9 protein-coding genes and 1 tRNA gene are annotated in these 12,928 nt (G+C 63.6%); 9 read left to right on the top strand and 1 reads right to left on the bottom strand.

Annotated features, from left to right (window positions below):
* Positions 1–50 precede the first annotated feature (50 nt).
* The 7 genes from mepA to AC1DX6_RS00955 all read left to right on the top strand — a co-directional run bounded on the left by mepA (position 51) and on the right by AC1DX6_RS00955 (position 9,888).
* A complete protein-coding gene (mepA, locus tag AC1DX6_RS00985; RefSeq protein WP_477310346.1) occupies positions 51–1,130 on the top strand; it encodes a penicillin-insensitive murein endopeptidase in 1,080 nt (359 codons plus the stop codon).
* A 165-nt stretch (positions 1,131–1,295) separates the two neighbouring features.
* A complete protein-coding gene (locus AC1DX6_RS00980; RefSeq protein WP_477310344.1) occupies positions 1,296–2,315 on the top strand; it encodes a glucokinase in 1,020 nt (339 codons plus the stop codon).
* Positions 2,316–2,444: 129 nt separating this feature from the next.
* Entirely contained in the window at positions 2,445–4,292 is a 1,848-nt protein-coding gene (locus AC1DX6_RS00975) for an ABC transporter ATP-binding protein (RefSeq protein WP_477310342.1), read from the top strand.
* Entirely contained in the window at positions 4,289–5,110 is an 822-nt protein-coding gene (dapB, locus tag AC1DX6_RS00970; protein ID WP_477310340.1) for a 4-hydroxy-tetrahydrodipicolinate reductase, read from the top strand. Before AC1DX6_RS00975 ends, dapB begins: the two co-directional genes overlap by 4 nt.
* 34 nt (positions 5,111–5,144) lie before the next feature.
* Positions 5,145–5,765, top strand: coding sequence for a 2,3-bisphosphoglycerate-dependent phosphoglycerate mutase (locus tag AC1DX6_RS00965; protein WP_477310338.1), 621 nt, complete (start codon positions 5,145–5,147; stop codon positions 5,763–5,765).
* Positions 5,766–5,840: 75 nt separating this feature from the next.
* A tRNA-Leu gene (locus AC1DX6_RS00960) sits at positions 5,841–5,925 on the top strand.
* Between the two features lie 765 nt (positions 5,926–6,690).
* On the top strand, positions 6,691–9,888 hold the full coding sequence (locus tag AC1DX6_RS00955; RefSeq protein ID WP_477310336.1) for an amino acid permease: 3,198 nt from the start codon (positions 6,691–6,693) through the stop codon (positions 9,886–9,888).
* Between the two features lie 22 nt (positions 9,889–9,910).
* On the opposite strand, the gene AC1DX6_RS00950 is transcribed toward AC1DX6_RS00955, so the two are convergent.
* A complete protein-coding gene (locus AC1DX6_RS00950; protein ID WP_477310334.1) occupies positions 9,911–10,849 on the bottom strand; it encodes an ATP-grasp domain-containing protein in 939 nt (312 codons plus the stop codon).
* Between the two features lie 151 nt (positions 10,850–11,000).
* On the opposite strand from AC1DX6_RS00950, the gene AC1DX6_RS00945 reads away from it, so the two are divergent.
* A complete protein-coding gene (locus AC1DX6_RS00945; protein WP_477310332.1) occupies positions 11,001–12,026 on the top strand; it encodes an ATP-grasp domain-containing protein in 1,026 nt (341 codons plus the stop codon).
* The gene (locus tag AC1DX6_RS00940; protein ID WP_477310330.1) at positions 12,026–12,922 is read left to right on the top strand and encodes a class I SAM-dependent methyltransferase; all 897 of its coding nucleotides are present in this window, start codon (positions 12,026–12,028) and stop codon (positions 12,920–12,922) included. The genes AC1DX6_RS00945 and AC1DX6_RS00940 overlap by 1 nt, the downstream gene beginning before the upstream one ends.
* Positions 12,923–12,928: the final 6 nt, after the last annotated feature.

Genomic DNA, 12,928 nt, shown 5'->3' with positions numbered 1-12,928 from the left:
CGTCGTGCGTTGCGTGTTATGATTCGAGCTTGCGGTGGGGATCCGGTTTCATGAAGACAGCGATGCGATCATTGCCCGGCAGGATGCCGCTTGTAGCGGCATTGGCGGCGCTGGTCCTGTCCGCCGCGCAGCCGGCGGCGGCCGAGGAACGGGCAAAAGATCTGTTCGGCGCCAAGAAACTGCCGGCGGCGGTGGCGGCGCAATCGATCGGCTTCTATTCCAAGGGCTGCTTTGCCGGCGGCGTCGCCATTCCCATGGACGGTCCGAACTGGGAGGTGATGCGGCCGTCGCGCAACCGCCGCTGGGGTCACCCTGTGATGATCGCGCTGATCGAGAAACTGTCGCGCGATGCCGCGGCCGACGGCTGGCCGGGCCTGTTGATCGGCGACATCTCGCAGCCGCGCGGCGGCCCGATGATGACCGGCCATGCCTCGCACCAGATCGGGCTCGACGCCGACATCTGGCTGACGCCGATGCCGGCGCAAAAGCTTTCGGCCGACAAACGCGAATCGATGAGCGCCACCTTGCTGGTCGACGAAAAGACGCATCTGGTGAAGGATGCGCTGTGGACGCCGGCGCATATGCGGCTTCTCAAGCGCGCGGCGAGCTATCCGGAAGTCGAGCGCATCCTGGTCAATCCCGGCATCAAGAAGAAGCTCTGCGACACCGTCACCGGCGACCGCAGCTGGCTGCAGAAGATCCGGCCGTTCTGGGGCCACGACTATCATTTCCATATGCGCATCGGCTGCCAACCGGGGTCGCCCAACTGCAAAGCACAGGAGGCGACGACGCCGGGCGACGGCTGCGACAAGTCGCTGGCCTGGTGGTTCACCGAGGAACCGTGGCGCCCCAACAAGAACCCGGATGCGCCCAAGGCGCGCGACATCATGACGATGGCGACCCTGCCCAAGCAGTGCCAGGCCGTGCTCGACGCGCCGGCGCCGGCCTCGGCGGAAGCCGCCACCTATCATGGCGGCGACGTGCCGATCGCGGCTGCGCCTGCTCTTGCCGATGCAGAGCCGGCCCCGACAGCCGAAAGCCCAGGAACGGTTCTGCCGGCTGCGGCCAATGCCTTCGCGGCGACCCCCGAGGTCCACATTCCGCTGCCGCGCCCGCGGCCGGGAAACTGAGGCCAGAGGATCGCTCCCGTTTCAATGCTGGAGACGTCCTGGTCGCCGATGTCGGCTCTGGATGGGTAAAGGCCAACTGACGCGGAAGCGGCTTTCCCTTTCCGAAGTCATGCGCTAGTCACGATAAACAGCGGCGAACTGCCGGAATGGGGACGACCAAGAGCCATGCAAGGTGACGACGACACGGTGCTGCGGTTTCCGATCCTGATCGGCGATATCGGCGGCACCAATGCGCGCTTTTCGATCGTGCTCGACGCGAATTCCGAACCGAGCGAGCCGCAGATCGTGCAGACGGCCAATTTCACCACCATCGACGAGGCGATCCAGGCGGCGGTGCTCGACCGCTCGTCGGTGCGGCCGAATTCGGCGGTGCTGGCGGTGGCCGGGCCGGTCGACGGCGACGAGATCCAGCTCACCAACTGCCCATGGATCGTCAAGCCAAAGCAGATGTTTGCCAATCTCGGCCTGAGCGACATCGTCGTGCTCAACGACTTCGAGGCGCAGGCGCTGGCCGTCGTCGCGCTCGGCGAAGAGCATATGGAAAAGATCGGTGGCGGCATGCCGGAACCCAACGCCGGGCGGGTGGTGCTCGGCCCGGGAACCGGGCTCGGCGTCGCCGGGCTGATCCACGCCCTCAATCACTGGATACCGGTGCCCGGCGAGGGCGGCCATATGGACATCGGCCCGCGCTCGGCCCGCGATTTCGAAGTGTTTGCGCATATCGAGAAGCTCGAGGGCCGCATTTCCGGCGAACAGATCCTGTGCGGACGCGGCCTCGTCAACGTCTACCGGGCGGTGGCCAAGGCTGACGGCAAGCCGGCACCTTTCACCACACCGGCCGAGATCACCGCGGCAGCACTGGCCAAAACCGACCGGATCGCCGAGGAAGCGCTGTCGATGTTCGTCACTTGCCTCGGGCGCACCGCTGGCGACCTGGCGCTGGTGTTCATGAGCCGCGGCGGCGTCTTCCTCACTGGCGGCATCGCGCAAAAGATCGTGCCGGCGCTGAAAGCCGGCAATTTCCGCGCCGCTTTCGAGGACAAGGCGCCGCACAGCGAGCTGATGCGCTCGATGCCGGTCTACGTCATCACCCACCCGCTGGCAGCGCTTCTCGGGCTTGCCGCCTATGCCAGAAACCCGTCGCTGTTCGGTGTGCAGACGGCGGGACGGCGCTGGCGGGCTTAGGCCACAGATACGTCCGCGACGAAGTTTCGCCACCCCCGGCCATAGGCAAGCCGCCGTCATGGCGTTAAGAGGGGTGCCAAATTGCGCCCTTGCGGCGCCCATGAACCGAAATCACGGAATGCCCCCGACTTGACACTTCAGCCGCAAAACCGGAAGGCGCGACCCGACGAGATCATCGCGGTCATTCGCCGTATCCTTGAAGAGAACAGCCGCGAGTATCGCGGCACCTATGTTTTCGCGATCGTCTGCCTGATCCTGGTGTCGCTGACGTCCGCCTTCACCGCCGCGGTGATGAAATACGTTGTCGACGACATCTTCTACAAGCAGCGCGGCGATCTCATCGTTCCCATCTGCCTGGGTGTGCTCGGCGCTTTCGTGCTGCGCGGGTTCGCCACCTATGGCCAGGCTGTGAGCTTGGCCAAGATCGGCAACAATCTGGTGGCGCGCTACCAGAAGCGCATCTTCGACCATCTGATGAAGCTTGGCGTCGATTTCTTTAGCGAAACTCGCTCCGGCCGGCTTGCCGCGCAGATCAACGAGAACGTCAACAGCATCCGCGATCTCCTCAGCCTTACGCTGACCTCGCTGGCACGCGACGCCGTCTCCTTGATCGCGCTGGTCGGCGTCATGGTCTACTACGATCCGCTGCTGTCGGTCATGTCGCTGCTGATCGGTCCGCCGCTTATCTACACGGTGGTGTATCTGATGCGTCGGGTGCGAAAGATCACGCGCGAATCCGTTCAGATCAATTCGCGGCTGATCGGCAGCATGCAGGAGGCGACGCAAGGCATCGCCATCGTCAAGGCTTTTACGATGGAAGACCAGCTGTCGCAGCGGGTCAGCAAACTGGCTGACGACGCGGAACAGCGGTCAAACAAGATTGCCCGCGTTTCCGAACGGTTGAGCCCGGTGACCGAACTTCTCGGCGGCTTCGCCTTTGCCGGCGTCATCGCCTATTCCGGCTATCGGGCGGTCGCGCTGGGAGAGCCGCCCGGCTCGGTTTTTGCCTTTATCACGGCGTTGGGCCTTGCCTTCGATCCGGCTCGCCGTCTGGCCCGGGTGCAGGTCGGCATGGAGCGCGCGCTGGTCAATGCGCGCATGATCTACGAGCTTCTCGATATCGAACCGAAGCAGGGCGACGTACCAAATGCGGTCCAGGCCACTGTGACCACGGGCGAGGTGCGCTTCAACAATGTGTCCTTCCGCTATGTCGAGGAGGCACCGGTCCTGCAAGATTTGAGTTTCGTCGCTGCAGCCGGCAAGATGACCGCTATCGTCGGTGCGTCCGGCGCCGGCAAGTCGACGCTGGTGGCGCTGCTGCAGCGCTTCTACGATGTCGACAAGGGCAGCATCACGGTCGACGGCCAGGACATTTCGCAGGTGACCAAGCAGTCGCTGCGCGGCTCGATCGCCTATGTCTCGCAGGCGCCGTATCTGTTCGAGGGCACCATTCGCGACAACATCCGCTACGGGCGGCCCGACGCCAGCGACGCCGAGATCGAGTTGGCCGCGCAACAGGCGGCGGCCGACGATTTCATCCGCCAGCAGCCGGAAGGCTATGACACGCCTGTCGGCGAAAACGGCGTCACATTGTCGGGCGGCCAGCGCCAGCGCGTCTCGATCGCTCGCGCCATCGTGCGCAATGCGCCGATCCTGCTGCTCGACGAGGCGACCTCGGCGCTCGACAACGAGGCGGAAGCGCGCGTCCAGCAGGCGCTAACCCATGTCATGGAAGGGCGCACCACCATCGTCATCGCCCACCGGCTGTCGACGGTGGTCAATGCCGACCACATCATCGTGTTGGAATCGGGCCATCTGGTCGAGCAGGGCACGCATGCCTCGCTGATGGCCGACCCGCACAGCGTCTATGCCCGCTTCCACCGGGTGCAGGGCAAAAAGGGGCTGGGGCTTGTCGATGACAGCAAGCCAATCCAAACTCCGCTGCCGCGCACGCGTGGAAAGAAGGTGAACGTATGAGCGAAACGGGCGACATGGGCCTGGTGGTGGTGGGTGCGGCCGGCCGTATGGGCCAGGCGCTGATCCGCGCCATCCACACGATCCCGGGCGCACGCGTCGCCGGCGCGGTCGAGCGGGCCGGATCGCCCTATCTCGGACAGGATGCCGGCGAGTTGGCCGGCATCGGCATCATCAATGTGCCGATCGGCGACGACCCTCTGCCGGTCTTCGCCAAGGCTGATGGGGTGCTCGATTTCACCGCCCCGGCCGCAACCGTCGAGTTCGCCGGCTTTGCCGCGCAGGCGCGCATTGCCCACATCATCGGCACCACCGGCTGTTCGGCGCAAGACAATGAAAAGATCGCGGCGGCGGCGCGCCACGCGACGATCGTCAAATCAGGCAATATGAGCCTCGGCGTCAATCTGCTGGCGGTGCTGGTCGAGCAGGCGGCGCGGGCGCTCGACGCCGACGATTTCGACATCGAGATCCTGGAAATGCACCACCGCCATAAGGTCGATGCACCATCGGGGACAGCGCTGCTGCTCGGCGAAGCCGCCGCCGCTGGACGCGGCATTCCGCTTGCCGGCAACGATGTCAGGGTGCGCGACGGCCACACCGGAGTGCGCAAAACCGGCTCGATCGGCTTTGCCACTTTGCGCGGCGGCTCGGTGGTCGGCGACCATTCCGTCATTCTGGCCGGCACCGGCGAGCGCATCACGCTGTCGCACCATGCCGAGGACCGGGCGATCTTTGCCCGCGGCGCGGTCAAGGCCGCGCTCTGGGCGCGCGGCAAGAAGCCTGGACTCTACTCAATGCGGGACGTGCTCGGGCTCGCCTGAGGCGTCCATATCCCTGATTTTTGAAGGAGCAAACATGTCGGGAACTCTCGTGCTCGTGCGCCATGGCCAGAGCGATTGGAACCTGAAGAACCTGTTCACCGGCTGGCGCGACGTCGACCTGACCGAGCAGGGCCATGCCGAGGCCAAGGCGGCCGGCCAGAAGCTGAAGGCGCGCGGCCTGAAATTCGACATCGCCTTCACCTCGGCGCTGATCCGGGCTCAGAAGACCTGCCAGCACATTCTCGACGCGGTCGGCCAGAGCGATCTGAAAACCATCCGCGACCAGGCGCTCAACGAGCGCGACTATGGTGACCTCTCCGGCCTCAACAAGGATGACGCGCGCAAGAAGTGGGGCGAGGAGCAGGTGCACATCTGGCGCCGCTCCTACGACGTCTCGCCGCCCGGCGGCGAAAGCCTGAAGGACACCGGCGCCCGCGTCTGGCCCTACTATCTGCACGATCTGCAGCCGCACGTGCTGCGCGGCGAGACCGTGCTGGTCGCCGCGCACGGCAATTCGCTCAGGGCGCTGATCATGGCGCTGGACGGCAAGAGCGGCGAGGAGATCGTCAAGCTCGAGCTCGGCACCGGCGTGCCGGTGATCTACAAGCTCAACGCCGATTCCACCGTGGCATCGAAGGAAGTGCTGGAGGGCTAAGCCGGCAAGCCGCTGGCGGGTTCGAAAAAAGCGCGTTGACACCCGTCGCTTGCCCGCTTACATGAGCCCGCACCAGCCCAGATGGCGGAATTGGTAGACGCGCACGGTTCAGGTCCGTGTTCCGCAAGGAGTGGAGGTTCGAGTCCTCTTCTGGGCACCAAATTCCCGTTTCGGACCGCCGATATGGTTCAGACGCACTAACAAAAAGCCCGGTTCGCCGGGCTTTTTTGTTGCCTGCGATTCGGTGACGTCAGCGCCCGGACGAAGGCCGAACCGCCGCCCCGGAGAATTGAACCCGTTGACCCTCTTGCCTATAAGCGCATGCTTGCGACCGACTATGACATCGTCATCTTCATGGCGGTGTGGCAGCACATTTACGAAAGGCATGGTGAAGCCGTCGCCGATCGGGCAGCGGTCGATCTCGCCGGACGGTGAGCGAACGCTCATAGCCCGGACGGCGCCCCTGGCGCTCGCCGATGCGTTCTCCCGTATCATGCGACGGGAGGGCTTCGAGCTGGCCCGGGAATGGCGGGGCACTCCGGCGAAAAGCGGTGAACGTGTTCTGGCGATCTACAGCCGGGTTCATCCGCCGGTTTAAGATGGCGCCACGCAATATCGTTAATCGACCATCGGTACTTGTATTCTCGACTATTCGCCTTGCCCTGGGTCGGCGTCAATAGATTAAGTGGCCGATGACTTCCGCATGCCAATGAGATCAGAGTCATCGCGCCGGCACGCACTTGGCCGGATCGTCACCAGCGCGTCGACAGTGATGATTGTGCGAATCGGCATTGGTACGAAGTCTTAAGATGTCTCACCTAGGGTTCGTCTTTGACTTCGAGAGCGCTGCCTTCAACAGAAATACCTCTGCATAATTTACATTCGCAAGTCAGACAGCGCTCCGCACTGGAATGGATGTCTCAGAATGCGCGACGTCACTGCTTCTCGACCGCACCCGAGAACTTTGGGATGGATTGGCACGACGGCGCTCGCCATGGGTGGCAGCAATCAAAGCCTGTTTCTGATCACCGCTCTTTTTGTCGGCCAGGGGAACATTCCGGGGCAAGGAAGCGCTGCGGTACCGTTGCTCGTCATTGGTCTGCTGCTTGGCTGGGCCGCCGCGCCGGCATGGACCGAACTGGTTCTCATGTGGCCAAACCGCGTCGGCGGTATCTCTGCGGCGTGCGCGGAGGCTTTCCGACCCTACAGTCCGGTTCTCTCGGCCCTGACGGGCACTTGCTATTGGTGGGGCTGGGTCCCGACCTGCGGACTGACAGCGGTTCTTTCAGCGTCTGCAATCCAGCAGTGGTACCTGCCGGACCTCCCAGTGGAGGCGGTCGCCTGCGGGCTCGTCGCATTCTTTGCGGCAGTCAATTTGTGCGGAATCAAGTGGGTGGTCCGACTGGCGATACCGGTGGCCACGGCCTCGGCAATGCTGGCGTTTCTCTCGTCCCTTGTCCCGGTCATCAGTGGCGAAGTCGACTGGCGGAAGGCGACGGATTTTACGCTGACCAGCCCGTTTGCCGGCCTGTTCGGTGATATCACGTCAGTGATGGCGGGACTGTACCTGATCGGATTCGCCGCGCCGGCATTCGAGGCTGCAGCCTGCCACGTTGGCGAGACCGTCGATCCCAACCGCAACATTCCCCGGGCGATGTGGGCCAGCGCGGCAATGGCCGGCATCTATTTCCTTGTCCTGCCGGTCGTCTGGCTGGGTGTGCTTGGACCTGAGCCGCTCGGCACGGACCTCGCCATGGCTCTCGGGCCTACATTTGCGCCCCTGTTGGGCAGTTTCGGCAAGGCGGCCGCCATCTGGTTCATCATGTTCAACATGTTCCATGGCACGTTGCAGCCATTGGCAGGCGCCGCGCGGACCCTCGCGCAGCTGAGCGAAGACGGCCTGCTGCCGAGATTCCTGGCCAGCCGCATCTCAACAACGGATTGCCCATGGGCGGCAACGCTGCTCACAGCCGCCGCGGCAATCGGTTTCATGCTGTGCGGATACCCGCTCTGGATGATCGCCGCAGCCAATTTCACCTACCTGATCAGCATCTGCATGCCGAACATCGCAGTCTGGCTCTTGCGCCGTGACAGTCCCGAGGCCGAGCGGCCCTTCCGGGCTCCCAGAGGAACGATCATCCTTGGCGTGGGCGCGGCGGCAATCTGGCTGTTGACCGCCGTGCTGGGCTTCCAGCAGTTTGGCCTTCCCACCGTCCTGTTCGGACTGGCGTTGGCCTATTCGGGTGCCGCGCTTTACGCCTGGCGCGCAATGGAGGATCGCCTCGCACTGGGCCTGCCCTTGCTGCCGCATACGCTTCACCTGAAGCTTACGGGAGCCATGCTTTTTGTGCTGGTGCTTGACGGTGCCGGCTATTTCCTGGCGATCGGCAGCGTTCCCAACGCCGATGCTTCCCTGATCGCCGCGTTGGAGGACATTTTTGTCGTTGTCGCGTTGATGACCATCAGCGTCGGCCTGGTCATGCCGGGAATGATCACCCATTCGGCAACCGAGGTGAGCGACGCAGCGAAACGTTTGACATCCGGAACGCTGAAGGACTTCTCTCTCGCCATGGCCGCTCTGGGGCGTGGAGACCTCGCTGCAGCGCATGCCTCCGTGAACATCATGCCGGTGAGGGTAAACTCTCGCGACGAACTCGGAGAGATGGCCGAAAGCTTCAACCTGCTCCAGGACAAGGTGAGGGAGGCCGCCCACGGCCTGGACGAAGCGCGCGAGAACATGAACGTAGCGCGCACCGAACTCATGGCACGGCACGAGGAAATCGCGCATCTTGCGCACCACGATCCGCTTACCGGTCTGGCGAACCGAACTGCGCTAGCAGCGCACCTGACCACGACGCTCGAGCGGGCGAGAGCAAAGCATGCCAGCTTTGCGGTGTTCAGCATCGACCTGGATCATTTCAAAGAGACCAACGACGTTTTTGGGCACGCGGCCGGCGACGATCTCCTGTGCGCCATCTCCCAGCGCCTTCAAGCCGCGGCGCCAGAGGCCTTTATCGCCCGCATGGGCGGCGACGAATTCACTCTTGTGCTCGCCCTCGATGAACGACCCGCCGGAGCCAGGGAAGTCGCCGATCGTCTGTTCGAATCGGCGGCAGGCGAATTCGAAATCCGGGGCCAGCATATTTCAATCGGGCTGAGCATCGGCGCGGCGATCTATCCGAGGGACGGAGACACCGCCGCATCGCTCATGGCAAATGCCGACGCCGCGCTCTACCGAGCCAAGGCGGATGGCCGCCGAATGCTGCAATTCTTCGACCCGGAAATGGATCGGCGACTAAGAGAACGCTACGCCTTGCAGCAGGATCTGCGATCGGCGGTCGCACGCGGCGAACTTGTGCTCCACTATCAGCCGCAAGCCCGCATAGACGGCGAAATCTTTGGTTTTGAGGCACTTGCCCGTTGGCACCATCCAAAACACGGTCTCGTCTCGCCGACCGCGTTTGTCTCTCTTGCCGAGCAGGACGGCACGATCGTTGAAATAGGGGAATGGACGCTCCGGCAGGCCTGCAAGGACGCCGCCTCCTGGGCCTCCCCCCTGCAGATCGCCGTCAATCTTTCCCCGGTGCAATTCCGTTTCGGGGACCTGGTGGGTCTCGTTCATTCGATCCTCTACGAGACCGGCCTTGCGCCGGGACGCCTGGAACTGGAAATCACGGAAGGGGTTCTGATCCGCGATCGGGCAACCGCATTGTCGGTTTTGCGGCGATTGAAGGCGTTGGGCGTCAGGGTCTCCATGGATGATTTTGGAACCGGGTATGCCTCGCTTTCCTCGCTGCAGTCGTTTCCATTCGACAAGATCAAGATCGATCGCAGTTTCGTTTCGGGCGTCAGTTCGAATGTCCAGTCGGCCGCCATCGTACGCACGATACTCAGCCTGGGGAATGCACTGACCTTGCCTGTCATCGCAGAAGGCGTTGAAACGGAAGACGAGCGTATCTTTCTGATGAAGGAAGGATGCCGCGAGATTCAGGGTTATCTGGTGGGGCACCCGCATCCAATTGCGCTCTACAAGGATGTGACGAATGGCCTGCCTGGCTCTGCCTTGGGGGCGCCCGAGGATTCCGCCCCGGCGGCAACCCAGGCGTTTGGCGTGACGCGATAGTATTGTTGATTTGCGCGGGAGATCAGACGGCCAGCTTGCGCGCGGCCTCGATCGAAGCCTCCGCTATAACGTCGAGCGCGGCGAACTGCTCGTAGAAATTGAGCCCAAACTGCTCTTGCATCTCGCGACCGGTCGCTCCGCACAGCATCCAGCTGTTTCCGGATGGATTGATTTCGATCACATGCAGCTTGCCGGTCGCCTCGTCGCGCAGGATGTCCACGCCGAGCGAGGGAATGGTCGGCAGGACGGCGTGTGCCTGGACAGCCAGGTCGAGCACGTCCTGGTCCGCGGCAAGTGCGACAGTGCAGCCCTTGGCCGAGGCTATGATCGACTCCCCCTGGCCATGCCGGAACCCGTCTGGTCGCTCCAGCGGGCTGAAATCCTTCCTGCCCTCATACTGGAGGGCCATCAGCGGCCTGCCGAGATAAGTGAGGACGCGGTAGGCCCTTGGCCAGCGCCCGGTATGGACATAGTGCTGGGCAAGCATCGGCGAGTGCCGTCCCGCATGCTCCTCGGGATAATCCGCCGGGGCGGTGTAGCGGACGCGGCCGGTCTTGGTGATGCGCACGAAGGCGCCCCGCGCGCCGTGCGACGGCTTGACCACCACATAGGGCCCCCAAACCGCCGGATCGAGTTTTGTCCCGGGCACGATCTCCACCCATTTGGGAACCGGCAGTCCCGCGGCCTCGAGAACGGCGAGCTCCCTGATCTTGCCCATGTGCTGATGAACGAGCCGCGTTCCGCGCAGCGGCCGCAGCCATTTCAGCCTGTCCATCTCGATGGACAGGGTTGGCCGCATGGCCAGTGCCGCAGTGGGCAACGGCGTCAGCACGGAAGCGGTCGACAGGACACTGACCCTGATCTCCGGCGCGCGCGCCGAGATCAGGGCGCCGACCTTGCGGAAATCGTCGATCGCTTCCTTCTTGGGATAGCAGTAGAAAGCCAAATTGACCTGGACCATGCTGGATTTCGCCCGGAAAAATCGTAGGTTAGATGACGCATCGTGCCTGCTTGAGGTACCAAGGAATAGCTCCGCAGCGCCAACGCAATCTCTGCCAGCCCTGAAATAGCACGACAATCCGTCTTCGAGGGTCGGAAGGAAAAGCTTTCGCATGATCGTCTATGTCGTCACCGCCCGGTTCAGCACGACAATTCAGCGCCTGATCCACGGCCTCGGCGCGGACGCAAGCGGGCTGTTGTCCTACATCACCTATGAGGAGCTGTTCTTCGAACGGGCGGCACCGCTGGCGCACACCATCTTCACCGACTTCGACCGGCTCTCGCGCTATGAGCTGGACTGCGCGGCGGCGGTGGCCTTGAGGCTGCAGGCGCAAGCACCGGAGATCCGCATTCTGAATCACCCGCTGCACGCCCTCGAGCGGGTGGCACTGCTTCACAAGCTCAACGCGCAAGGCGTCAACGACTTTGCCGTCCAACGCCTCGATACCGGGGCGCGACCGACAAGATACCCGGCTTTCCTGCGCGCCGAAGACGGATATGGCGGACCCGAGACCGCCATCCTGCGATCCGATGCGGAGTTCGACGAGGCGATCGCGCAGCTGCGGCGGAACGGCAGACCGTTGAAGGGACGGATTGCCGTCGGCTATGTCGGCGAGGCCGACGAGAAAGGCTTTTACCGCAAATACGGCGCCTTCAATATCGGCGGGACAATCGTGCCGCAGCACCTGATGTGCAGTGAGCAGTGGGTGGTCAAGAAGAACTCCGCTGCGATCGGACCGGCAGAGGTTGCAGAAGAACTGGATTTCGTTCGTCGCAACCCGCATGCCGAACCGCTTGCCGAGGCGTTCCGCATTGGCGGTCTCGACTTTGGGCGCGTCGACTATGGATTTTATCAAGGGCGGCTGCAGATCTACGAGATCAACACCAACCCGAGCTTCCCCAAATTCGCTAAGAGCGATGCCCGCAGCGAACGCCGGCAGCTGATCCGCAACCAGTTCGTGACAGCCCTGCGGGCGATCAACACGCCGCATCCGCGCGGACGGATCGGCTTTCCCGAGATCCGGCCGCGTGCTCACGATCTTCGCCTGCCGCGCGCGCGGCTGCCGGTTAGCCTCGGTCGGCGGCTGCTGGACCGCGTCACCGGACGGGCGAAGTCCGCACCTCAGGACGAGCTATGATGGCAAGCGGCAACGCGCTCTCCGATCCCGCCACCTATGGCGAGGATCTGCCCGGAAATCTCCGCCGCGTGCTGGAGATTGCGCCGCGCCATTGCGTCGGTTGCGCGGATTACCACATACGCAGCTGCGCCCATCGCGCGACGGGCGAACGGTTCGGTATCGATACCGACCGCGACGCTCTGGTGGCGGTGCTCGAGGAGCTTTTCGGGCGCGGCCTGTCGCGCCAACCGCGTCTCGACATCGTCATCGCCGGCTCGGCCGACACCGGTGTGTTTGCGACGGTCGCGCATGCGGTGGCCCGTCTTGGAGACGAAGCGCTGCGGCGCTGCCATTTCACGGTGCTGGATCTGTGCCCGACGCCGCTTCTCTTGTGCCAGCATTTCGCCGAGGAACACGGTCTCGATTTCAGCTATGCGGCGGTCGATCTTACCGCCCCGGGCCGGAAATTTCCGGCCGACATCATCGTCATGCACAGCGTCTTCCGCTTCATCGACAGAAGCGTGCAGCCAGCGGTGCTGGCGGAGTTGGGATCGTGGTTGAAGCCGGGCGGCTCGGTGGTTTTTTCGAACCGCATCAAGTCGGCGTCGCGCGAGGAGTCGGAAGCCGACCTTGCCAGTCGCGGCGCCCGCAACGAGCGTTTCGCCGCCATGACGGCGCAAGGCGAGCTCGATGTAGCCGATGGCCGTGAAGAGATCATGGTGCGGCTCGATCGCTCGCTGCACGACCACGAAAGCCGCGCCGGCGAATTCAGGACCGTCGGTGACCTGAAAACACTGCTCGAAACCGCATCGCTGGCGCTCGCCCGGTTCGACGAGGTCGAGTGGGCGGTCGGAGGCAACGGGCGCCCCTACTACATGCGAAAACGCGTGATCGCGGTTCTCACATCTCCCTCGTGAAGGCCG

The organism is Mesorhizobium sp. P2_C4 (genome assembly GCF_056404575.1).
This window is presented reverse-complemented; position numbering and strand designations above follow the sequence as displayed.

What these genes read in the sequence shown, in the direction of transcription:
- AC1DX6_RS00950 (WP_477310334.1), bottom strand. Translation starts at nt 10,849, where the DNA reads ATGGTCCAGGTCAATTTGGCTTTCTACTGCTATCCCAAGAAGGAAGCG.
- AC1DX6_RS00980 (WP_477310344.1), top strand. Translation starts at nt 1,296, where the DNA reads ATGCAAGGTGACGACGACACGGTGCTGCGGTTTCCGATCCTGATCGGC.
- dapB (WP_477310340.1), top strand. Translation starts at nt 4,289, where the DNA reads ATGAGCGAAACGGGCGACATGGGCCTGGTGGTGGTGGGTGCGGCCGGC.
- AC1DX6_RS00955 (WP_477310336.1), top strand. Translation starts at nt 6,691, where the DNA reads ATGCGCGACGTCACTGCTTCTCGACCGCACCCGAGAACTTTGGGATGG.
- AC1DX6_RS00965 (WP_477310338.1), top strand. Translation starts at nt 5,145, where the DNA reads ATGTCGGGAACTCTCGTGCTCGTGCGCCATGGCCAGAGCGATTGGAAC.
- AC1DX6_RS00945 (WP_477310332.1), top strand. Translation starts at nt 11,001, where the DNA reads ATGATCGTCTATGTCGTCACCGCCCGGTTCAGCACGACAATTCAGCGC.
- mepA (WP_477310346.1), top strand. Translation starts at nt 51, where the DNA reads ATGAAGACAGCGATGCGATCATTGCCCGGCAGGATGCCGCTTGTAGCG.
- AC1DX6_RS00940 (WP_477310330.1), top strand. Translation starts at nt 12,026, where the DNA reads ATGGCAAGCGGCAACGCGCTCTCCGATCCCGCCACCTATGGCGAGGAT.